Here is a 24,745-nt window from a genome sequence, read left to right as displayed (position 1 = left end):
AGATTATATTTACATGAGAATGCATCAGTATCAATTATGAATTAATTAAGTTCAAAATATTTTTCCCTATTAAAAAAAATATTCTTACTTTACATACACTAAAGCTACGCACATCTTAAAAAATGTTTTAAATACATGTTTTAAATACAAATAATTATTACTAAAATTTTAAGAAAAGAGTTCTAAAACTTGTAGTATGATTAAAGTTATAAATTTAAGAAGTCCTTCTCATCAGAATCTAGTTTTATGCCAGATTCTATTATTGTTTTTTTAAGACAATTAACAATTATTGAAGAATTATAAAAGTTATTATATTTATTTAAAGGAAGTAAAAGCTTCCTATCATTTGCTACTAATGATAAATTTGATAAAAAATTTCTCATAAATATATAACCAGAGAACGAATTATCTTTAAAAACTGGGCTCCCATCAACGTATTTTCGTTTTATTATACTGTCTGGCAAATTTAATTTAATGTCATTCATTTTATTAGACAAAAAAGCTAATCTATACCACAACTTATTGTAAGGTATTTGATAAATGTTATTTTGTAAACTACTAGTACTAGTTGGTAAAAGAATTCTACCCTTTCTATCAATATCATCTTTTCTTAATAATCTTTCCGACCAATTTGCCATACCTTCAAGATACCAACTTGGTTTTAATGGACTATATCCGTATTGATAAAGATGAAATATCTCATGAGCAACAACAGTCCAGTAATTTCCTGGAAAATTTTCTAATCTATTGTTTAATTTAATCAATAATGCTTTATCTTTTTTTATTCCATCAAAACTAGCTAGGTAAGGTTTATCGTAAGCAATACCGTTATAACTTATGCTAACCACATGAATATCAATATAATTCACTTGAGATTTATATCGAGGGCTATTAAGAGGATTAACAAAACCTAAATAGTCCAGTGCATCTATAGTTGCATTAGCTTGAATTGCAATATTTTCTACATAATCTGGAATATTATTTTTATTGATATCTGTCTGCTCTATCTCATTCAGGCTATAAATCACCCTAACTTTTGCAGATTTATAATATTTTTTTTCTTCATCGACCGTCATATTTTTTTTGTCCGCCGCTAAACAAGCCAAGCTCATTAATGAGACTCCAAAAAAGAAAATAATCTTTAAAATATTATTTAAAGATAATATTTTTCCATAACTTAAAATTATTTTCATCATTGAATCTCCATACAGATTTAGCGCAGTTCTTATGGAAGAAACTTATTTTCTCTCTGTTATTCAATAATTCTATAGTAGAGTTAATAAATTTCTCATTGTCATTATCTTCAATCAAATAGCCATTATAGTCATTAATAATCATTTCACTTGGACCATAATCAATATCAAAAGAAATTACTGGGCAACCATTTTTTAAAGAATCCAATATAGCCATACAGAATCCTTCAGATCCACTAGTAAATAACATTAGATCTGCATTTTTGAGTACAGAATTTACATCAGAAACGAAATCACATAGCCGTACTACACCTACCAAATTATTATTTTCTATAGTTTTTATTAAGTTTTCCTTTTCAGGTCCAAAACCATAAATATCTAGGGTTGCTTTAGGAACTTTTCTATGAATTTCACCAAACAATTCTATAAGTAGATCTAATCTTTTTACTTTATCAAACCGTGCTAAGCAAACACACTTATATTTTTGTCTGGAATTTAAGCTATTTTCGAATGTTGCTTTTTTATAAAAATGGGGAATAACAGTGTAGTTTGGATAGGAACCAAATCTTTCACTAAAATCATTTTTTTGTTTCTCTGTTAAAAATATGAGATGATCTATTTTCTCTAAGTTTTCAATATAACTCTTGTAGTGTGCATTAGTTTTTGAATCTTTTTCTCTAGCTTTTGAATAATGTGCGGCATGAATAATGCCAATAACAGTAGAGTTCTCCCTTTTATTCAATAATATATTTTTTGCAAAAACTATGGCTCTATCAATAATATAAATCTTATGCTCATTTGCATTAATTTTAGATAAAGTATATTCAAATAGTTCAATTTCCGAACTAAATTTTCGTGAAATTATGCCACCGTCTTCATACAAATATAGACTAACGACCTTCCCTTCCTTATTATAATTTCGTGATAGGACAAGATGATTATTAATATCATAGAAATCTTCAGCAAGAATTAATCTGTTACTATCTAAAACTTGTGATGAGCTTAAAATCCCTTTTTCATTAAATTTTAATCTTTTAACTATTTTGCCAGATTCAAAAATATTTATATGACTCAAAAGACCTTGCTTATTTTTAACATAATATTTGCAGAGTTTATTTCTTTCATCAAAAATTTTAATATTCCCTAAACTATCACTTTCAATATTTTTTTCTTCGATGGTAATTTTACTACTATCTTCTGGATTAAAATCAATTGAAAATTTGCTTTTTTGATAGTAAGAATATAAATTGAAAAAATTAATATTTTTACTTGCATCTAAATCTAACAATTTGCTTGTATACAAATCCTTATAAAGAAGATTAACCATAGGATTATAGGAAAGAGTACATATATTTACTTTAATTCCATTTCTACTAAATAAATCTGCTCTTTTAATTAGCGCAATTAATAGACCATTTTTTTCCTGCTTAATTGCAGGATAAAGCATATATATACCCTTTTCTTTTAACATTATAATTCTCTTATCTTAGATTTATAGGTAAAAAGTTATTCTTGAAAGGTGGTTTTGCATTTTCTTGCAACCATTCGTAATAATCAACCTGAGCTTTTGCTACCGGATAAGCCATAAATCCAATTCCTGGCCCTGCATTAACTTCAAATATAGCAATATTCCCTTCTTGATCGATACCTAAATCTAGACCTAATGAATCTAAGCGCCATGCATATTGCTTTTGAAAAGCGAGTGGAAATTTTTCGAAAATTTTCTTTATACTTTTATTAATTTTTTCAAATGAGTTTGGATAATATTGTTCTAAAAATAATTTTTCACGTGTTGTGATTAATGCTCCTTGCATACCATTCGTAATATCAATATTTTTATTAATATTTACATAAGGGAAAAATTTTATTAATTTCCACTTACCACCAGCCCCCCTACTAATTTGCATCCGGAAGACTGTGTTTAGTGCATTATTTGTAGAACTGTTGAAATATCTGCTTAGAGAATAGCCTTTATTCTTAATTTCTTTATCAAAAAAACTTCTCAATTCATTTTTATTAAACTCATTTTTTCTATCTAACTGTTTTACTATATATTTTTTATCTAAAAACTCGACGGAAAAAATTCCTTTCCCCTGATTACTTGATAAGGGCTTTAGTATAACTTTTTTATATTTTTGAATTGCACCCAAAAGATCCTCAAATTCTTTACAGTCCTCAACACTTATCAAAAATTCGTTAATATCTTCAATTTTCTGAAGTTTTAGATCAACATTCTTTTTTGTCCCAATTCTATTTGATGTAAAAGGAATTCTTTCTGCTAATTTTAAATATATTTCCTTATCTTCTGCCTTAACAGCGAGTCTATTTTGAATTACATTAGGAAAGTTAAATTCTTTTTCTAAAACTTTTCCATTTAATATAGTCTTGCCTATCACCTTTTCAGTTTCAAAACACACATCTTTTGCTGTAAAAACATAAGCTTCATGCCCACGGCTTTGAGCAACAATGATGAAGATTTCTTCTACATCAGTTAAATTTTTTGCTGGTTTTAAAATTCCAAATACAGACATTATATTACTCCAATTAAATCATTAATCATTTCTTGATCAATCAATCTAGTGTGATCATTTTTTGAATATCCTAGACAAGCAATAAGATAATTATTGCGTTTTTTTACTATCTGTACGCTATTAAATACATTAGGAAAAAGTGTTCCTGTTTTAATAAATATTCTTTCATTAGTATCAAAATCAATATTGACATAGCTTTTATTTCTTTGAACAACAATACTCTGATGACTATAAAATAGAAAAGACTCTATTTTTTTATTTTCTAATATATTAATAACTAATTTTAATAAGTCATCGACAGTTGTATATTGTTTACTTTTATATAAACCATGCGAATTTAAAATATTTGTAAGTTTCATCCCAATTCTATTTATTAATCTTTCTACATGTTCTTCATAAGAAATATTCGTTTTTTCTTCAATTACTTCTTTTAAGACTTCGGCACTCGTATTGCTTGATTTAAATATCATGTTTTTAAGTAAATCATTGATTGTTATAAGATCATTTTCAAATAAATTATAACCACTCCCAACTATTAAATTATTTTTTTTAACTGTTACAATTTCTCTTAAAGAAATATTTAAATCAAATACTAAAAATAATGTTAATAATTTTATAACTGAACCAGGTACAATTTTGATATTTTTATTCTTAGAATAAACTTCAATACTATGCTCATTATCAATAATAAAGATTGATAAAGATTTAGCAGAAATTCTCTCAATTTTTTTCATAATTGAATTAAATTCAGTTAATCCTATTACTTTCGTATCTGTACTTGTAATAGTGCTCATAGTTTACTCCATTATTAATTTTTCCAATTTCATTTTTTCTATATTATTTTTTTGAAAATCAAATTCATTTAGAAAACATTGAATATTATCTATTTCTAGATTTTGGATGTCTGAAAATCCATATTCCCACCATTTTGACTCTAATAATCTATCAATAGTATCTTCATCAAATCTGAATTTTATAATTTTGGCTGGATTACCACCCACAATTGCATAAGGTGGTACATCTTTTGTAACGACTGAATTTGCAGCAATTACTGCCCCATTTCCAATAGTTATTGTTGGTTTCAACAATGCCCTTGCCCCAATCCAAACATCATGTCCAATATCCAATACTTTTTGTTCAATATTATTTGGTAACCTTCGAGCATTTTGATCCATCTTATTAATTTCTAAATATTTTTGATAAATTATAAAATTTCGATCATATGTTGTTGCTGAAGTCGTTAGCCATTCGTGAGGATGCCTTAAACCAAGTACCCTTACTCCCTCTGCTATTGAGCAATACCGACCTACTTTAGTAGTAATTGGCAATAGAGACCAACTATAGGAAAATGCTCCCATATTCCAAATATTGTTACCGACTAAAAATGCGCAAAAGGGTTCAATTTCTACTTTTTCGAGAAAATTAATGTAATCTTCGTCGAGGAATCTTGAGTTACCATTACGAGTAAAATATATATGATATTCACTCATAACTTTTTTTAGCTCTTTATATTGTCTTTTCATATATCACTCAAAATAGTTATAAAAAGCTACTAAACCAGATAAATTATGCTCTTGATCATCTATTCGTGCTCTAAAACGATCATGTCTAACATAGAATGCATTCTTAATTTTATCTGGCCTAGCCATATACATTGCTAATTCAGGGTAAAAAAATCCTGTAGAACGCTGGAACTCAACTCTATATTTAATTAATTCTTTTAATTCATTAAACTTGGCTTCTTCAAACAACTCGAGATAATCATTATCTCTCATATATGAAACCATTTTATATGCTGACATCATCATTTCTAAAAATGTTGCATAAGCAGTTTTTCTATTTTTAATAAATTCCATATGATTAAGATAGTTATTCATTCCGAATCTAAAATACTTTTCTTCTGGACAGATTTTTGTTAATTCATTTGTACAATAACTCAACCAATGGTCATGATATTTATCATATTTTTTAGAAATAAAATTATCAAACATTAGCTTAACAGTATCAAGTAAATCTTTATTTTTATTAATCTGATATAAACGTAGGAGCCCTAAAGCAGCTTCTCCATCATAATATACAATTCTAAACTTTTCTTTTACGCATAATGACGGATAATTTAAAATATGGCTAGTTTGACCATATTCATCTATCATATATTGTATCCCTTTTGCTAGCATTTCAGCATTTTTCAAATACTTATCATTACCAGTTATTTCTTGATATTTAGCAAGCATAAAAATTGCAGTTGCATTTGATCCTAATTTTATTTCTAAATCTTTTTCACCATCAATCATAAATCCTTTTTCTTCTATAATTTTATAAAAATTATCAAAGGCATATTCAATAGATTTTTCAATTTTATTTAAATATTTTTTATTAAAAACTACTTCTAATGTTTCCAATAATGCATATATCGACGTACAGTGTCGAACAGTATTATAACTCTTAATTTCTCGATCATAAGCTGGAAAATAACCATAAATAAAACGACCATCATCCAAAATTTGATTATATAAAAACTCGGAATTATTAATAATAAGTTCTTTTATTTCGTCCTTATAATTTTCAGACTTATATCTTATTCCGTTTACAACTCCTCCAGTCTGTAAATCAATAAACTTCTCATTTTCATAAAAAGCAGATACAGTATCAAAAACCCATACTTTTTTTATATCATCTAGTTTAAATACCTTAGTAATATTTTTATATTTAGATTTTATTGCATCATTAAGGTTTTTTTCATCAAAAAAATTAGGTTTATCAAAAGAAATACCTTTTATAATAGCTTTCCCATATATTTCTTGCTCTAGAAAACATATGTGAAATTTATCATCAAAGCTAATTCCTTTCCTGTAGTGATTATTATGTTCTTGATTTAAAACATCAAAGTCAACTTCACTCCAGCTCTCTTCACTAATATTACATGCAATATCTATTTTAAAAAACTCAGGTATTCTTCTGTTTTTAGAATATAACTTATCCAAAAATGAATATATTCTTTTTAACACTGTATTAAAATTTTTATCAAAAGTGTTCCATACTTCACATCTTTTTTTATTATCACCCATAGATAAAAAAATACACATACCATTCTCATATTCAGAATGAGTTTTCAATTGAATTAACAACCAGTTTTTTAATTTTTCTTTGAATTCCTCAAATTTACTATATGTATTAATTTCCATATTATCACTTCAAAAAATCTTTTAACTTATTATAACATATCACATTTAATTTCAAAATTATTTAAACAAAATAAAAGAGGACCCGTAGATCCTCTTTTTATTCAAACAATCAAATTAAAATAATATTTGACTATTTTGTAGCAATTCATCAATTGTAGTATTAGTATTTTTAAGAGTTAAGATTTCTGTAGAATTATAAGAAGTTCCACTTCCATCTCTATCTATACTAATTACTGTGTCACCACCTACTTGTGTAGCAGTTACATATTGACCGATATTTGTATTATTAACAGACTGACCCGATAATAAACTACTTATATCGATTTTATCTCCTTGTGCTTTATTAAAATCACTCCAGGTATCTAAACCATTTCCACCTGTAGGATCCGTTGCATTAAGAAGCTTAAATATAACTGTATCTGCACCAGTACTAGTTGTATAAACATCATTTCCTGATGTGCCAGAAATTAAATCATTTCCAGCGCCAGTTTCATAATGTCTACCCAAATTAATTGTTAATGCAGCAACATTACTTTCATCACCATTCGCAGCTATAAGTTTATAATTAAAACTTGTAGTTTGGCTTCCATCTGCTGTGGCATTTGGAGTAAATGTATATGTGCCGTTTGCTGCAATATTTAATGTTCCATTACTGTAAACTAAAGTTTGACCAGTAGCTTCAACAAATACTCCAGCTGCATTTTCTACAAATAATTTAGTACCTATACCGCCTGTTACATCAGTACCATTACCGCTATCATCTGTAATTACATTACCTGTAGCTGGAGTAAATTCTCCAGAAGCAGTAAATGCATCATAATGTGTCAGTGTTGGTTGAACTGAAGTTTGAACTGAAGTTGAATTAGTGCCATTAACAAGGAATGACTCATTACTTTCAGTACTTGTATAAATTACACGCCATTGTGTCGCCACACTATCCGCTGGTATCGAATAATTATTATCAATGATCGTAGCATTTGAACCACCTAGGAATGGATGACTATAAGTTGTAGTTGGTGAAACATATACAGTTTGCCAGCTACCACCTACCAATTTTTGTACGCTATAACCAAAGGTATCATTATTGGCGCCAGATGAATCAGTTGTAGTAACTTTAATAGATAAGACAGCTGACGCATTCTTATCTACAGTAATAACATCTGAAGTATCCGTGCCAGAATTACGCGTATAAGTGTAACCACCAAATAAGCTACCAGTACGAGTAACGGAAGCAGTCATTGAACCAAGATCTGCCGATTTTGTTTCAACAAAGTTTTTATAATCTACTTGAGCTCCATTGCTGTCATTAGTAGCAACTAAGTCAACTGTGCCATCCAAAGTAGGATCAGTTGGCCAATTAATGTCTACTTGAGAACTATCAATTCGGATATTAAGATTAGCTGTTGCCGTATTTCCATCAACATCTTGAATTGTATAAGTAAACGTATCGACTTTGCCTACTGAGTTAGGAATTTCCGGATTTCGGATGTATTCATAATTCCCATCCTTATCAATATACAGGTCACCATAAGCACCTTCTATTTTTTGGAAACCATTAACAGATTGATCAACAGTTAACGTGTTACCCGTTTCAGAGATTACTTGCGTAACGACTAATGGCTGACCTTCAGGATCGACATCCGCTACATCCCCTGCTCCCTCAGGAACAATGACGTTACCACTTACAACAACCTCACCATAATCAGTTGCTACACCACCTGATGGGATTGTTAAAGTTGGGAACCCTAAACCTGTAAAGTTAAGTCCTTGGTCATTTGTCATGACGATGGCATATTGACCTTCAGGTAAATCATTAATCGTGGTGCCACCTGTATAGAATCCTACAAGTGCTGCAAAAGCAGTTCCAGCATTTGGAATATGCTCATAAAGCTCATACTGACCAGTGTTTTCATTCAAACGAAGAACATCGAGGCCTAAACTCACAATACCTGCACCCAAATACAAACCACTGATATCAATATTGAAATCTTGAAGTGTTCCTTGAGGAACTTCTACTTGCAAGGCATTGTTCACAGCCCATGTCCAATCGAGAATCAAACCATCATAAGAAGGTAAAACTACAGATGTCTTAGATTGTGTAGGTACTGGGCTTGTAGTTGGATCGATATTAGCATCAAGCGTTGCCAAGTCATCATTCGCAACCAGATCAGAGTCCGAATCGCTGTCGCTATCAGAGTCCGAATCACTGTCAGAATCGCTGTCAGAATCAGAGTCACTGTCAGAATCAGAGTCGCTGTCAGAGTCCGAATCGCTGTCAGAGTCTGAGTCGCTGTCAGAGTCCGAATCGCTGTCAGAGTCCGAATCGCTGTCAGAGTCTGAGTCGCTGTCAGAGTCCGAGTCGCTGTCAGAGTCCGAATCGCTGTCAGAATCAGAGTCGCTGTCAGAGTCCGAATCGCTGTCAGAGTCCGAATCGCTGTCAGAGTCCGAGTCACTATCAGAATCCGAGTCACTGTCAGAGTCTGAGTCACTGTCGCTATCAGAGTCCGAGTCACTGTCAGAATCCGAGTCACTGTCAGAATCCGAGTCGCTGTCAGAGTCAGAATCGCTGTCAGAGTCCGAGTCACTATCAGAATCCGAGTCACTGTCAGAGTCTGAGTCACTGTCGCTATCAGAGTCCGAGTCACTGTCAGAATCCGAGTCACTGTCAGAATCCGAGTCGCTGTCAGAGTCAGAATCGCTGTCAGAGTCCGAATCGCTGTCAGAGTCCGAGTCACTATCAGAATCCGAGTCACTGTCAGAGTCTGAGTCACTGTCGCTATCAGAGTCCGAGTCACTGTCAGAATCCGAGTCGCTGTCAGAGTCAGAATCGCTGTCAGAGTCCGAGTCGCTGTCAGAATCAGAGTCACTGTCGCTGTCAGAGTCCGAATCGCTGTCAGAGTCAGAATCGCTGTCAGAGTCCGAGTCGCTGTCAGAATCAGAATCGCTGTCGCTGTCCGAATCCGAGTCACTGTCAGAGTCAGAATCAGAGTCGCTATCAGAGTCCGAATCCGAGTCGCTGTCAGAGTCCGAATCGCTGTCAGAGTCCGAGTCACTGTCAGAATCAGAGTCGCTGTCAGAGTCCGAATCGCTGTCAGAGTCTGAGTCACTGTCAGAATCAGAGTCGCTGTCAGAGTCCGAATCGCTGTCCGAATCCGAGTCACTGTCAGAGTCAGAATCGCTGTCCGAATCCGAGTCACTGTCAGAGTCTGAGTCACTGTCGGAATCAGAATCGCTGTCGCTGTCAGAGTCCGAATCCGAATCGCTGTCAGAATCCGAGTCGCTGTCAGAGTCTGAATCGCTGTCAGAATCAGAGTCACTGTCAGAATCAGAGTCACTGTCAGAGTCAGAATCGCTGTCCGAATCCGAGTCACTGTCAGAGTCAGAATCGCTGTCCGAATCCGAGTCACTGTCAGAGTCTGAGTCACTGTCGGAATCAGAATCGCTGTCAGAGTCCGAGTCGCTGTCAGAATCAGAGTCACTGTCGCTGTCAGAATCAGAGTCACTGTCAGAGTCAGAATCAGAGTCAGAGTCAGAGTCGCTATCAGAGTCCGAATCCGAGTCGCTGTCAGAGTCCGAATCGCTGTCAGAGTCCGAGTCACTGTCAGAATCAGAGTCACTGTCAGAATCAGAGTCGCTATCAGAATCAGAGTCGCTGTCAGAGTCCGAATCGCTGTCAGAGTCCGAGTCACTGTCAGAATCAGAGTCGCTGTCAGAGTCCGAGTCGCTGTCAGAGTCCGAGTCACTGTCAGAGTCCGAGTCACTGTCAGAGTCCGAGTCACTGTCAGAGTCCGAGTCACTGTCAGAGTCCGAGTCACTGTCAGAGTCCGAGTCACTGTCGCTATCAGAGTCACTGTCAGAATCAGAGTCGCTGTCAGAATCAGAGTCACTGTCAGAATCAGAGTCGCTGTCGCTGTCAGAGTCTGAGTCACTGTCGGAATCAGAGTCGCTGTCAGAGTCCGAGTCACTGTCAGAATCAGAGTCACTGTCAGAGTCAGAATCAGAGTCGCTGTCAGAATCAGAGTCGCTGTCAGAGTCCGAATCGCTGTCAGAGTCCGAGTCACTGTCAGAATCAGAGTCGCTGTCAGAGTCCGAATCGCTGTCAGAGTCCGAGTCACTGTCAGAATCAGAGTCGCTGTCAGAGTCCGAATCGCTGTCAGAATCAGAGTCGCTGTCGCTGTCAGAGTCTGAGTCACTGTCGGAATCAGAGTCGCTGTCAGAGTCTGAATCGCTGTCAGAATCAGAGTCGCTGTCAGAATCAGAGTCGCTGTCAGAGTCTGAGTCGCTGTCAGAGTCTGAGTCACTGTCGGAATCAGAGTCGCTGTCAGAGTCTGAGTCACTGTCGGAATCAGAGTCGCTGTCGCTATCAGAGTCCGAGTCACTGTCAGAATCAGAGTCGCTGTCAGAGTCCGAATCGCTGTCAGAATCAGAGTCGCTGTCACTGTCGCTATCAGAGTCCGAATCGCTGTCAGAGTCCGAGTCGCTGTCAGAGTCTGAGTCGCTATCAGAATCAGAGTCGCTGTCAGAATCCGAGTCCGAGTCGCTGTCGCTATCAGAGTCGCTGTCAGAGTCTGAATCGCTGTCAGAATCAGAGTCGCTGTCAGAATCAGAGTCACTGTCGCTATCAGAGTCAGAGTCGCTGTCGCTATCAGAGTCCGAATCTGAGTCGCTGTCAGAGTCCGAATCGCTGTCAGAGTCCGAGTCGCTGTCAGAGTCCGAATCGCTGTCAGAATCCGAGTCACTGTCAGAGTCCGAATCGCTGTCAGAGTCTGAGTCACTGTCAGAATCAGAGTCGCTGTCAGAGTCCGAATCGCTGTCCGAATCCGAGTCACTGTCGGAATCAGAATCGCTGTCAGAGTCCGAGTCGCTGTCAGAATCAGAGTCACTGTCAGAGTCCGAGTCGCTGTCAGAGTCCGAATCGCTGTCAGAATCCGAGTCGCTGTCAGAGTCCGAATCGCTGTCAGAGTCCGAGTCACTGTCAGAATCAGAGTCGCTGTCAGAATCAGAGTCGCTGTCAGAGTCCGAATCGCTGTCCGAATCCGAGTCACTGTCAGAATCCGAGTCGCTGTCGGAATCAGAGTCGCTGTCAGAATCAGAGTCGCTGTCGCTATCAGAGTCGCTGTCGCTATCAGAGTCGCTGTCAGAGTCTGAATCGCTGTCAGAATCTGAGTCACTGTCGCTATCTGAGTCACTGTCGGAATCAGAGTCGCTGTCAGAGTCCGAATCGCTGTCAGAATCAGAGTCGCTGTCAGAGTCCGAATCGCTGTCAGAATCCGAGTCGCTGTCAGAGTCCGAATCGCTGTCAGAATCAGAGTCGCTGTCAGAGTCCGAATCGCTGTCAGAATCAGAGTCGCTGTCGCTGTCGCTATCAGAGTCCGAATCGCTGTCCGAATCCGAGTCACTGTCGCTATCAGAGTCCGAATCGCTGTCGCTGTCAGAGTCAGAGTCGCTGTCAGAGTCTGAATCGCTGTCGGAATCAGAGTCGCTGTCAGAGTCTGAATCGCTGTCGGAATCAGAGTCGCTGTCAGAATCAGAGTCGCTGTCAGAGTCTGAATCGCTGTCGGAATCAGAGTCGCTGTCGCTGTCAGAGTCTGAGTCGCTGTCAGAATCAGAGTCACTATCAGAGTCAGAGTCCGAGTCACTGTCAGAGTCTGAGTCACTGTCGGAATCAGAATCGCTGTCGGAATCAGAATCGCTGTCGGAATCAGAGTCGCTGTCGCTATCAGAGTCAGAATCGCTGTCAGAGTCTGAGTCACTGTCGGAATCAGAGTCGCTGTCAGAATCAGAGTCACTGTCGGAATCAGAGTCACTGTCGCTATCAGAGTCACTGTCGGAATCAGAGTCGCTGTCGGAATCAGAGTCGCTGTCGCTGTCAGAGTCTGAGTCGCTGTCAGAATCAGAGTCACTATCAGAGTCAGAGTCCGAGTCACTGTCAGAGTCTGAGTCACTGTCGGAATCAGAATCGCTGTCGGAATCAGAATCGCTGTCGCTGTCAGAGTCAGAGTCGCTGTCAGAGTCAGAGTCGCTGTCAGAGTCTGAGTCGCTGTCAGAGTCTGAATCGCTGTCAGAATCAGAGTCACTGTCAGAATCAGAGTCGCTGTCAGAGTCCGAATCGCTGTCAGAATCAGAGTCACTGTCAGAATCAGAGTCGCTGTCAGAGTCCGAATCGCTGTCAGAGTCCGAGTCACTGTCAGAATCAGAGTCGCTATCAGAGTCGCTGTCGCTATCAGAGTCTGAGTCACTGTCAGAATCAGAGTCACTGTCGCTATCAGAGTCCGAGTCGCTGTCGCTATCAGAGTCCGAATCCGAGTCGCTGTCAGAATCAGAGTCGCTGTCAGAATCGCTGTCAGAGTCTGAGTCACTGTCAGAGTCCGAATCGCTGTCAGAGTCTGAGTCGCTGTCAGAGTCTGAGTCGCTGTCAGAGTCCGAATCGCTGTCAGAGTCCGAGTCGCTGTCAGAATCAGAGTCGCTGTCAGAGTCCGAGTCGCTGTCAGAATCAGAGTCGCTGTCAGAGTCAGAGTCGCTGTCGGAATCAGAGTCGCTGTCGCTATCAGAGTCAGAATCGCTGTCAGAGTCTGAGTCACTGTCGGAATCAGAGTCGCTGTCAGAATCAGAGTCACTGTCGCTATCAGAGTCAGAGTCGCTGTCGCTATCAGAGTCCGAATCCGAGTCGCTGTCAGAGTCTGAGTCGCTGTCAGAATCGCTGTCGCTATCAGAGTCTGAGTCACTGTCGCTGTCAGAGTCGCTGTCGCTATCAGAGTCGCTGTCAGAGTCTGAGTCGCTGTCAGAATCAGAGTCGCTGTCAGAGTCTGAGTCGCTGTCAGAATCAGAGTCGCTGTCAGAATCAGAGTCGCTGTCAGAGTCCGAATCGCTGTCAGAGTCCGAATCGCTGTCAGAGTCCGAGTCACTGTCAGAATCAGAGTCGCTGTCAGAGTCAGAGTCGCTATCAGAGTCTGAGTCGCTGTCAGAATCAGAGTCGCTGTCAGAATCAGAGTCGCTGTCAGAGTCCGAATCGCTGTCAGAGTCCGAATCGCTGTCAGAGTCCGAGTCACTGTCAGAATCAGAGTCGCTATCAGAGTCTGAGTCGCTGTCAGAGTCTGAGTCGCTGTCAGAGTCCGAATCGCTGTCGCTATCAGAGTCAGAATCCGAGTCGCTGTCTGAGTCCGAGTCGCTATCAGAGTCTGAGTCCGAGTCACTGTCGGAATCAGAGTCAGAGTCGCTGTCAGATTCACCGATAATAATTAACGTACCTGTTGCAGAGCCTTCATTACCCGCAGCATCAGTAGCAGTCACAAGGATTGTATGTGATCCGTCGTTTAAGGCTGGTAGGGTGTTATCTGCTAGTGTCCATGTTCCATCACCGTTATTTACGGCTGTGTACTCTACACCATCTACAGTTACAATCACTTTGGCCGTAGGATCATCTACGGTACCAGTTAATGTAGGTGTATTATCATGACTAGATAATTCATCAAACGTTACAGTTGGTGCTACAGCATCAACAATCTCGGTAGCCGGTGGTGATGTGTTACCTGCTGGATCAGTTGCCGTTGCCTTAACTTCGTCACCATCTTCAAGACCCGGGTTCGGTACTGTCCAGCTGCCATCTGTGCCTGCAACTACTGTTGCTGTGGTGCCATCAGGGAACGTGACTGTTACTGTTGAACCGGGTTCTGCCGTACCTGTAATCGGGTCTGTACCATTGATTGGATCAATCTCTGGCACTGCCGGTGCGATAGCATCAACAATCTCAGTTGCCGGTGGTGATGTGTTACCTGCCGGATCTGTTGCCGTTGCCTTAACTTCATCGCCATCTTCAAGACCAGGGTTCGGTACTGTCCAACTGCCATCTGTACCCGCCACAACTGTTGCTGTTGTGCCATCAGGGAACGTGACTGTTACTGTTGAACCGGGTTCTGCCGTACCTGTAATCGGGTCTGTACCATTGATTGGATCAATCTCTGGCGCTGCCGGTGCGATGGCATCAACAATCTCAGTTGCCGGTGGTGATGTGTTACCTGCCGGATCTGTTGCCGTTGCCTTAACTTCATCGCCATCTTCAAGACCAGGGTTCGGTACTGTCCAACTGCCATCTGTACCCGCCACAACTGTTGCTGTTGTGCCATCAGGGAACGTGACTGTTACTGTTGAACCGGGTTCTGCCGTACCTGTAATCGGGTCTGTACCATTGATTGGATCAATCTCTGGCGCTGCCGGTGCGATGGCATCAACAATCTCAGTTGCCGGTGGTGATGTGTTACCTGCCGGATCTGTTGCCGTTGCTTTAACTTCATCACCATCTTCAAGACCAGGGTTCGGTACTGTCCAGCTGCCATCTGTACCCGCCACAACTGTTGCTGTTGTGCCATCCGGGAACGTGACTGTTACTGTTGAACCGGGTTCTGCCGTACCTGTAATCGGGTCTGTACCATTGATTGGATCAATCTCTGGCGCTGCCGGTGCGATAGCATCAACAATCTCAGTTGCCGGTGGTGAGGTGTTACCTGCCGGATCTGTTGCCGTTGCCTTAACTTCATCGCCATCTTCAAGACCAGGGTTCGGTACTGTCCAACTGCCATCTGTACCCGCCACAACTGTTGCTGTTGTGCCATCAGGGAACGTGACTGTTACTGTTGAACCGGGTTCTGCCGTACCTGTAATCGGGTCTGTACCATTGATTGGATCAATCTCTGGCGCTGCCGGTGCGATGGCATCAACAATCTCAGTTGCCGGTGGTGATGTGTTACCTGCCGGATCTGTTGCCGTTGCCTTAACTTCATCGACATCTTCAAGACCCGGGTTCGGTACTGTCCAGCTGCCATCTGTGCCTGCAACTACTGTTGCTGTGGTGCCATCCGGGAACGTGACTGTTACTGTTGAACCGGGTTCTGCCGTACCTGTAATCGGGTCTGTACCATTGATTGGATCAATCTCTGGCGCTGCCGGTGCGATGGCATCAACAATCTCAGTTGCCGGTGGTGATGTGTTACCTGCCGGATCAGTTGCTGTTGCCTTAACTTCATCGCCATCTTCAAGACCAGGGTTCGGTACTGTCCAGCTACCATCTGTACCCGCCACAACTGTTGCTGTGGTGCCATCCGGGAACGTGACTGTTACTGTTGAACCGGGTTCTGCCGTACCTGTAATCGGGTCTGTACCATTGATTGGATCAATCTCTGGCGCTGCCGGTGCGATGGCATCAACAATCTCAGTTGCCGGTGGTGATGTGTTACCTGCCGGATCAGTTGCTGTTGCCTTAACTTCATCGCCATCTTCAAGACCAGGATTCGGTACTGTCCAGCTACCATCTGTACCCGCCACAACTGTTGCTGTGGTGCCATCCGGGAACGTGACTGTTACTGTTGAACCGGGTTCTGCCGTACCTGTAATCGGGTCTGTACCATTGATTGGATCAATCTCTGGCGCTGCCGGTGCGATGGCATCAACAATCTCAGTTGCCGGTGGTGATGTGTTACCTGCCGGATCTGTTGCCGTTGCCTTAACTTCATCGCCATCTTCAAGACCAGGATTCGGTACTGTCCAGCTACCATCTGTACCCGCCACAACTGTTGCTGTGGTGCCATCAGGGAACGTGACTGTTACTGTTGAACCGGGTTCTGCCGTACCTGTAATCGGGTCTGTACCATTGATTGGATCAATCTCTGGCGCTGCCGGTGCGATGGCATCAACAATCTCAGTTGCCGGTGGTGATGTGTTACCTGCCGGATCTGTTGCCGTTGCCTTAACTTCATCGCCATCTTCAAGACCAGGATTCGGTACTGTCCAGCTACCATCTGTGCCTGCAACTACTGTTGCTGTGGTGCCATCTGGGAACGTGACTGTTACTGTTGAACCGGGTTCTGCCGTACCTGTAATCGGGTCTGTACCATTGATTGGATCAATCTCTGGCGCTGCCGGTGCGATGGCATCAACAATCTCGGTAGCCGGTGGTGATGTGTTACCTGCCGGATCAGTTGCTGTTGCCTTAACTTCATCGCCATCTTCAAGACCAGGGTTCGGTACTGTCCAGCTACCATCTGTACCCGCCACAACTGTTGCTGTTGTACCATCCGGGAACGTGACTGTTACTGTTGAACCGGGTTCTGCCGTACCTGTAATCGGGTCTGTACCATTGATTGGATCAATCTCTGGCGCTGCCGGTGCGATGGCATCAACAATTTGCGTTGCCGGAGGTGAAATGTTACCTGCCGGATCAGTTGCTGTTGCTTTAACTTCATCGCCATCTTCAAGACCAGGATTCGGTACTGTCCAGCTACCATCTGTGCCTGCAACTACTGTTGCTGTGGTGCCATCAGGGAACGTGACTGTTACTGTTGAACCGGGTTCTGCCGTACCTGTAATCGGGTCTTTGCCGTTAATTAAATCTATAATTGGAGCATCTGGAGCAGTCGTATCTTTTTGTTTTGTGTCATCTGTTTTATCATCGCTATTATGAGCCCACCACAAAATTCCGGCTGCGGTTAGCGGTACAGATAACCATGCCCATGGAGATGCAGCACCGTCGTGATAAAGTAGTGGTTCAATACTATCAAGATAACTATAAGTAATATGTTCTAATAATACGCCATTATTATCAGTAAACTGTACCCACAATAACTTATGATTATCATCTTCGAAAACTAAACTATTATCTGTTGAATAATTACTATCATTAAAGAAATCAACTATTACTATTTGTTCACCATTTTTTAAAGTAATAACTGCATTTCTACCGTCTTGTCTAATTTCAGAAACATCATCTTTATTTACTTTTATTAAAATAACTGATGCTTCAGAAAGAGAGACTGTATCCTTTGTCGTAGTTTCTAAGGTTTCATGACTCTCCTTAGAAACCACCCTTATCTCAGACATATTTCTTCCCCTTCGTAGGATTATTTAATTAAACCAATCCAATTTAGAGCTCTTAAATTTTATTAAATAAGAAGAGCCCAAATTAAGGGATAAATTAGATAAAACAAAGGTCAACCTCAACGCAAAAACTAATTATAAACATGAATTGCATCACAAAAAAAACAGTAAAAATAAGTTTATTTATTAACCGAAATAAAACCAAAATTATTAATTATTATTTTTCAAAGAATTATGATCATATTAAAATATAAATATGCTTTTAATTTTTTTATGTTTTAAAGCACAAACAATAAAAACCACATATTTAAAACAAGATATTATCCTTATTAATAACTATATAGCTTTTAAGCATTTAAAAGCTATATAGTTATATATTTATTTATCTTTCTCTTAATGCTTCTTTCGCTTTATTAAACGGTTTAAGTAAGTAATCCAGTACGGTTTTTTCACCCGTACGAATATCTACTGTTGCCACCATACCCGGTGTAATACCAAAAGCCTTACCTTCTTTATTATAAAGCTTGTCAGAATCAGTTCGGATATAAACACGATAATAGAATTGGTCTTGTTTCACTTCATCACGAATCGTGTCTGGTGAAATAACCGTAACCTTACCTTTTAAACCACCATAAATTGAGTAGTCATAGGCAGTAATCTTAACCAGTGCTTCTTGTCCCGGACGAATAAAGGCAATGTCACGCGGTAAAATACGTGCTTCAATAAGCAGCTGCTCATCAATCGGTACAATGGTCATCAATTTACCGTTTTGCGGAATAACACCACCATGCGTAGTAACCGCAATTTCTTTGACAACACCACGTACCGGTGCTTTAAACACTGCACGATCTAAACTGTCACTACGACCAAGTACAACTTGTTGTTGTGTTTCACTATCCGTATTCGCTTTAGAGAGCTCTTCACGGGCCTGCACATAATATTGGTTCTGCACATCATTCATTTTGTTTTGCAAATCATTTGCTTCACGACGTAAACGTAAAACTTCCACCTCACTTGCCGCACCTTTAGCCACTAACGGTTCCGTCATTGCCAGTTCTTGTTGCACCAGTTGTAAAGCTTGCTTAAAACCTGCGAGTGATTGTTCTAGATTGGCTCTACGAGATACATATAGAGCCGTTTCTTCATGTACAAGTTTTGGTTCTTTCATCACAATGTCGGGAAAAACCAATGGCGTACCATTAACTTCCGCACGCAAACGCGCTGCTGTTGCCTGAGCAGAGATCAGTAAAGATCGAGATTCACCCACATTAGACGCAAAACGGGTTGGATCTAATTGCGCAAGAATTTCGCCCTTTTGAACAATGTCGCCTTCTTGTACATTCAGCTTGGTTAAAATACCGCCCTCTAAAGACTGGATGACCTGCTCTTTAGACGATGGAATCACTTTACCCGTACCAGTAGACACTTCTTCAAGTTTAAATACCCATGCCCAGATAAAGAAAATAACTAAGCCAATCCCCACAATCCAGATTACTAAACTGGCACGTGGTAATGGTGGCTCACTATAAGAGACATTCATTGAACGGGTGAGTTCTTGTTCTTTTTGTGGTTCGCTCATGAATTACCCCCTTGCACTTGTTTTTGTTGGGCTATTGATTGATTAAGGACCTGATCTCTTGGACCATCCATCACGATTTTGCCATCGTTAACCACAATAATACGGTCCACCAGTTCTAAAACAGCTCGGCGGTGAGTCGCAACCACCAAAGTCCGATGTGCCAGCCATCCTTTTAAATGATCAATCAATTGCTTCTCTGCCACATCATCAATGGCTGCTGTTGGTTCGTCTAACAATAAAATGTTAGGTTGACGAATCAATAAACGAGCCAATAACAATGCTTGTTTCTGACCACCCGAGAAACCCACGCCACCTTCTAAAATCAGGTGATCTAGTCCCTCTTTTTTCTCTTGAACAAAACTTAGTGCACCCGTCATGACTAAAACTCGAAAAATCTCTTCATCGGTTGCAAGCGGAGCACCTAAAGTAAGGTTCTCACGAATCGTACCGTAGAAAAGATACGCATTCTGGTTAAGTAAACCCATATCACGACGTACATCAGATGGATCAATTAAAGACAGATCCAGACCATCTAAATGTACTGAACCTTGAATAGGAAATTGCATTCCTGAGAGAAGCTGAAGCAGTGTTGATTTACCCGCCCCATTGCGCCCCAGAATTGCAACTCGTTCACCAGCACGAATTTTTAAGTGGCGAACTGCAAGGCTCGGACGTGGTTCATCCTCACTATATTGGAACAAGACATTTTTTAATTCGTAATCACCATTTAAAGCAGCCTTATGTACCAGATGTGAACGCTCTGGCTGATCGATCGGGCGTTGCATGAGCTCATCCAGACTCTGTTTAGCGACTTTCGCCTGCTGTAAACGACCTAAAACACCGGTGATATGACTAATTGGTGCCAACATACGTGAAGATAAAATTGAACAGGCAACTAAGGCACCTGTGGTCATTTCACCGGCCATCACGGCAAAACTTCCCACCAAAACAACAAGTGCGTAGGTCAAGCCTTGAATCTTTTGTGTCCATGCCATTAAAGTACCGACAATTTTACGCTGTCTCATACCGATATCGGCTGAAACTTCATTCATGTGGTTCCACTGGTTTTGGAAACGTGATTCAGCACGTAAAAGCTTGATGTCTTCAATACCCTGCACTGCTTCTACTAGAATAGCATTACGAATTGAAGATTCTCTCATACCCTCTTGTGCGAGCTGCGCTAGCTTCTTCTGTGCCAGAATACCCGGCAAAAGCATAAGTGGCACAACCAGTAACATTACCCAAAACAATTTCCCGCCAATAATCGCAAAGATCGTGAGGAACAAGAAAAAGAATGGAAAATCTGCCATCGCAGTAATGGTAGTTGAAGTCACCAGTTCACGAACCCCTTCGAGCTCACGAATCTGGGAAATAAAACTACCGGTAGACTTTGAACGGTCTTTATTTCTAATGCGTAATGCATGGCCAAATACACGGTCAGAAACCCGTAAGTCAGCACGTTTACCAATAATGTCGGACAAATAGACTCTGGCTACCCGTAAGGTAAACTCAAAAATAGCTGCAATCAGTACACCACCAGCCAGTACCCACAAGGTTGGAACAGACTGTGATGGAACAACACGGTCATAGACTTGCATTGAGAAAACAATAGTCGCCAGTGCCAGTACATTGGCAATGAGTGAGGCAAACATAATATCAACGTAGCGCTTCCAGTCTCTAAGTACAATTGACCAGAACCAGCTTGCTTCATAGGGTTTGATATATTCGTCAATACGTGCATCGGGAATAGAGGTTTCAGGACGCAAGATATAAATATTTTTGAGCGTATCTTTTAAAGCACCTAAAGACACGTTCTGTGAAAGTCCCTGATCCCCACTAAATTGAATACTGACATTTCCTTGAGTATCAGCTTTATCAACAACACCGACCTGACCGTCGTTAAACTCGACCATAACAGGTAGGCGCCACGGATTCAGTACGTCTAAAGAAAAAGGTACTTTACGTAAATTGAGACCAACCTGACGAGTCATTAACTGCAAAACATCATCAAGGTTTTGATTCTGGTTCCAGTCAAGTTGTAAACGGATTCTTTCTTCTGAAGGCTCAATTCGATAATGTTTAGCAATCGTTAAGACCGCCTGTAACCAGGGCTGGTAGTTTATTTTTGTCATCATGGTTGTACTTCGAACCCCTGAATTGAAATATTATTTAAGCCATAGGCTTGGCGGGAACGTCCTGTTGCCGAAATGTACTGAACAATACTGTTGTAGATGTCATAACGTGCCGACTCAAGTTCTGAATTAGCACTATGAATGGCCTGTTCTGCATTCAATAAATCAACCAGTGAACGTGTCCCGAGCTTGTACTGCTCTTGATAAAGTTCACGTGTACGAACCGTTGTGGCTTGACGATTGGTCAACACCTGCATTTGACGTTGTTTATTTTCAATTTGTTCACGGCTCGTTCTGATCTGGTCCAGAACATCCATATAAACTGAATTGACCTGAGATTTAGCGGCTTCTTCGGCATAACTCGCCATTTTTACCTGAGAAGAAACGGCTCCACCTTGATAAAACTGACTGCTAGCTTCAAGCATGACGGAACTATATAAACCGTCATCTTTATCATTGTTTGGGTTTCGACCATTAATGGCCTGACTTAAGGAACCTTTGACTGACAAAGTTGGATAACGTGTTAAACGGGTCTGTTCCTTTTGTGCCTTGGCAACTTCAACACCCGCTTGCGCTGCGATCATTTTTGGGATGGTATTAAATTCAGGCTCACTATAGAGACCAGATTGCTTCACCAAATCATCAGGAATGACCCATACCTTATTAAAAACATCGACTCCTACCAGAGTTCTTAGATGTTGCTGGTATTGTCGTAATAAAGATTGCTGAGCAATTAGTGTTGATTGTGCAGATTCTAAATACGTTTGTGCCTGAACTGGGTCAGCTTGGCTACTAATACCTGCATTTGCACGCAAATTGGCAATTTGCTGAATACGCTGGATACCTGCAATTTGCTGCTCGGCGATTTTATTTAATTGAAGGTAGCGCTGAATATTGACAATCGACTGTGCAATATCAAGTGCAATATCATCAATGCTGACCAGCACATTGGCCTGCTCAACCTGAACCTTAGCTTGCTGAACCGATACACCTGATTTTACTTTGCCAAAATCAAAAAGCATTTGAGTTGCAGATAACGTGAGTAACTGCCGACCACGCTCACCACTACTTAAGTCACCTGTGGTAATTCCACCTGAAAGCTGGGGGTAATAACCCGCCTTGGCAAAATCGATACCTGCGTTTTGGCTAGCTAAAGTGGAAATAGCTTGAGAAATATTAGGATTTCGTTGAACTGCATATTGAATCGCATCAATTAAACTTACTTGATTGTTCCACATCGCAGTTGAAGTCGGTAAATAGTTCCCATCATTTCCTAGCCGTTGAAATTGGCTCTGATCAAATCCTAAATTACTTAATTTCTGGAAATCGACAGATCTGTAGCTTTCATCGGGCGTGGGTTTAAAGAGTTGAGAAACTTTTTTTGTTAAGCTTTTTCCCGAGTTAACAGACGTGGTCTCTGCCTTTGTGATTGATATACTAGAAGCAATACAAAAATATAAAAAAAACTTCGTACCTGATCTGATTATAAATTGGAAATCATTGTGGGAAAAAGGTAATTTACTCATTAGAAGATCTAATCTCTTGAAATATTGTAAAACAATCTAAAACTCAGTTAAAAACTATCAAAAATATTAAATTCCACAGTTTAAATAAATAATTTCCAGAATAATTTTCTTTTAAAAAAAATAAAGTTAAAAATGATTAATTTTCAACACCAACAACTAAATATTTATTTTTCCTATAATTTAATTTATAAAATTAAGTTTTAAACATATATATTTAAAACCAATCAAAATTCCACAAAAAACAATAAAATTCAAAAAGTAGAAGAAATAAATTCCATAAAAAAAACCTACCTCTTGGGGAAGTGGTAGGCTATAAACTCTAATATATACACATCTTTAAAAATATATTATTTATTTAGATTCATCAATAATGATTAATTTAAAATAAAATTAAAACATATGATTAAAAACATACAAAATTAATAAAATCTTTTCTATTTATTTTTACAGCACAATAGGTGTGCTCTAACAGCGGTTTCTTTATATCTAAATATTTATAAAAATATGTGATCTTTAAGTCAAATCCAAATAACCAAATACAGCTTTTTCAACTCGCTGTTGTAAATGATTTAAATCACTTTCCCCTGCTATGCCTGCTGCGTTAATCATTCCTTTGCTTAAAGCAAGCACATCTTGCGCAGCTGTCTGTGCATGTGAAATGCCAGAGCGTATAAACAGATCAGAAATTATGGTTTCAAGCTCGTGTTGAAGCTCTCTTTCCTCTATGTCTTTTCCAATAATTTCAGAAGCAAACTCTAGTGTTCGTGCCAACAAGGGACGGCTCAATTGATGTTGTACAGCAGCATGTATGATGAGTTTTAATTTTTCTTTTAAGTCCGCGGCATCATGTTGCTGTATGGCTTCAATAATACAATTTGAAAGCTTGGTGCGTTCGCGTCGAATTAACTCAACAATTAAAGCCTCTTTAGATGGAAAGTATTGATATAGGCTACCAATGCTTACGCCAGCAAGTTCAGCAACGGCATTTGTGTTAAATCCGGCAAAGCCTAACGACTCTAAAATGCGAGCAGCCGCCTCTAAAATAGCTTCAAAGGTAGCCACTGAGCGTGCTTGACGCGGGCGTTTGCGTGGGTCTGGAAGTGTTTCTGACATGGGCCGGAATGCGAGTATTTAATGTGAGTAATTACTCATATACTGACTGAGTCATGTTGATATGACAAGCAAATGCAGTCGTTTCAGTTGAACTACAACTCGGCTCAGTCATGGAGTGGTTATGTCTAGAACCTATACTTTTTTTATTCATTTAAGAGCTTTGCCTGCTTGGTTGGCTTTAGCTCGTGAAAAGCGGGCTGAGTTTAGTGCACAAAAGCTTGAACCTATTTTTGAGAAGTACCCGTCTGTAAAAGTGCGATGGTATGACGTTGAAGCGTTTAGCACTAAAGCGAGTGATATTGCTGTGTTTGAGACGACATCTCTGCAAGATTATTATTTTGTGATTGATGCGATTCGAGACTCTGAATTTTGCACAGTGCCCTACTTTGAGTTTGTAGAGATTATTCCTGCAATTGAAGATGGGTATGTGGAGTATGAAAGTTCTTTATAAACCCTATTAATCTAGTTAATTACACACAATTAGTAGATATTAATTTTAACTAGTTAAGGGAGATTTTAAATTTATAAATTTCAAAAAACCAAAAAATTAATTCATTTTTATAAATTATAAAAATGAAAATTTACCCAATAAATAAGACCATCACCTAAAAAGTGATGAC

The 24,745-nt window shown here is 39.5% G+C and carries 12 protein-coding genes; 1 reads left to right on the top strand and 11 read right to left on the bottom strand.

Annotated features, from left to right (window positions below; genetic code table 11):
* Positions 1–206: 206 nt before the first annotated feature.
* From ACS125_RS07640 to ACS125_RS07590, 11 genes are all read right to left on the bottom strand, one after another.
* Complete coding sequence (locus ACS125_RS07640) at positions 207–1,196, bottom strand: hypothetical protein (RefSeq protein ID WP_004794357.1); 990 nt, start codon at positions 1,194–1,196, stop codon at positions 207–209.
* Entirely contained in the window at positions 1,150–2,664 is a 1,515-nt protein-coding gene (locus ACS125_RS07635; protein ID WP_004794359.1) for a glycosyltransferase, read from the bottom strand. The genes ACS125_RS07640 and ACS125_RS07635 overlap by 47 nt, the downstream gene beginning before the upstream one ends.
* Positions 2,665–2,674: 10 nt before the next feature.
* Positions 2,675–3,724 (bottom strand): YheC/YheD family protein, encoded by a 1,050-nt coding sequence (locus tag ACS125_RS07630; protein ID WP_116772764.1) that lies wholly within the window; start codon positions 3,722–3,724, stop codon positions 2,675–2,677.
* Positions 3,724–4,518 carry a serine hydrolase gene (locus tag ACS125_RS07625; RefSeq protein WP_004794364.1) on the bottom strand — a complete coding sequence of 265 codons (795 nt, stop codon included), beginning with the start codon at positions 4,516–4,518 and terminating at the stop codon, positions 3,724–3,726. The genes ACS125_RS07630 and ACS125_RS07625 overlap by 1 nt, the downstream gene beginning before the upstream one ends.
* 3 nt (positions 4,519–4,521) lie before the next feature.
* Positions 4,522–5,247 (bottom strand): CatB-related O-acetyltransferase, encoded by a 726-nt coding sequence (locus ACS125_RS07620; protein ID WP_004794365.1) that lies wholly within the window; start codon positions 5,245–5,247, stop codon positions 4,522–4,524.
* Between the two features lie 3 nt (positions 5,248–5,250).
* Entirely contained in the window at positions 5,251–6,909 is a 1,659-nt protein-coding gene (locus ACS125_RS07615; protein WP_443271356.1) for a poly alpha-glucosyltransferase, read from the bottom strand.
* Positions 6,910–7,023: 114 nt separating this feature from the next.
* Entirely contained in the window at positions 7,024–17,778 is a 10,755-nt protein-coding gene (locus tag ACS125_RS07610) for an Ig-like domain-containing protein (protein WP_443271354.1), read from the bottom strand.
* Between the two features lie 379 nt (positions 17,779–18,157).
* Positions 18,158–19,354 carry an HlyD family type I secretion periplasmic adaptor subunit gene (locus ACS125_RS07605; protein ID WP_004794377.1) on the bottom strand — a complete coding sequence of 399 codons (1,197 nt, stop codon included), beginning with the start codon at positions 19,352–19,354 and terminating at the stop codon, positions 18,158–18,160.
* Positions 19,351–21,489, bottom strand: coding sequence for a type I secretion system permease/ATPase (locus tag ACS125_RS07600; RefSeq protein WP_151964667.1), 2,139 nt, complete (start codon positions 21,487–21,489; stop codon positions 19,351–19,353). Before ACS125_RS07600 ends, ACS125_RS07605 begins: the two co-directional genes overlap by 4 nt.
* On the bottom strand, positions 21,486–23,012 hold the full coding sequence (locus tag ACS125_RS07595) for a TolC family outer membrane protein (protein WP_443271351.1): 1,527 nt from the start codon (positions 23,010–23,012) through the stop codon (positions 21,486–21,488). The genes ACS125_RS07600 and ACS125_RS07595 overlap by 4 nt, the downstream gene beginning before the upstream one ends.
* Before the next feature lie 513 nt (positions 23,013–23,525).
* The gene (locus tag ACS125_RS07590) at positions 23,526–24,125 is read right to left on the bottom strand and encodes a TetR/AcrR family transcriptional regulator (protein ID WP_443271349.1); all 600 of its coding nucleotides are present in this window, start codon (positions 24,123–24,125) and stop codon (positions 23,526–23,528) included.
* 121 nt (positions 24,126–24,246) lie between these two features.
* Between ACS125_RS07590 and ACS125_RS07585 the strand changes: the two genes are divergently transcribed.
* Positions 24,247–24,576, top strand: a complete 330-nt coding sequence (locus tag ACS125_RS07585) for a darcynin family protein (RefSeq protein ID WP_272241879.1) — start codon at positions 24,247–24,249, stop codon at positions 24,574–24,576.
* Positions 24,577–24,745: the final 169 nt, after the last annotated feature.

Origin of the sequence: Acinetobacter sp. PFS20, assembly GCF_052261015.1 — a bacterium.
GTDB lineage: Bacteria > Pseudomonadota > Gammaproteobacteria > Pseudomonadales > Moraxellaceae > Acinetobacter.
This window is presented reverse-complemented; position numbering and strand designations above follow the sequence as displayed.

Coding starts and splice junctions, on each gene's coding strand:
- ACS125_RS07640 (WP_004794357.1), bottom strand. CDS start 1,196: ATGATGAAAATAATTTTAAGTTATGGAAAAATATTATCTTTAAATAAT.
- ACS125_RS07635 (WP_004794359.1), bottom strand. CDS start 2,664: ATGTTAAAAGAAAAGGGTATATATATGCTTTATCCTGCAATTAAGCAG.
- ACS125_RS07630 (WP_116772764.1), bottom strand. CDS start 3,724: ATGTCTGTATTTGGAATTTTAAAACCAGCAAAAAATTTAACTGATGTA.
- ACS125_RS07625 (WP_004794364.1), bottom strand. CDS start 4,518: ATGAGCACTATTACAAGTACAGATACGAAAGTAATAGGATTAACTGAA.
- ACS125_RS07620 (WP_004794365.1), bottom strand. CDS start 5,247: ATGAAAAGACAATATAAAGAGCTAAAAAAAGTTATGAGTGAATATCAT.
- ACS125_RS07615 (WP_443271356.1), bottom strand. CDS start 6,909: ATGGAAATTAATACATATAGTAAATTTGAGGAATTCAAAGAAAAATTA.
- ACS125_RS07610 (WP_443271354.1), bottom strand. CDS start 17,778: ATGTCTGAGATAAGGGTGGTTTCTAAGGAGAGTCATGAAACCTTAGAA.
- ACS125_RS07605 (WP_004794377.1), bottom strand. CDS start 19,354: ATGAGCGAACCACAAAAAGAACAAGAACTCACCCGTTCAATGAATGTC.
- ACS125_RS07600 (WP_151964667.1), bottom strand. CDS start 21,489: ATGATGACAAAAATAAACTACCAGCCCTGGTTACAGGCGGTCTTAACG.
- ACS125_RS07595 (WP_443271351.1), bottom strand. CDS start 23,012: ATGAGTAAATTACCTTTTTCCCACAATGATTTCCAATTTATAATCAGA.
- ACS125_RS07590 (WP_443271349.1), bottom strand. CDS start 24,125: ATGTCAGAAACACTTCCAGACCCACGCAAACGCCCGCGTCAAGCACGC.
- ACS125_RS07585 (WP_272241879.1), top strand. CDS start 24,247: ATGTCTAGAACCTATACTTTTTTTATTCATTTAAGAGCTTTGCCTGCT.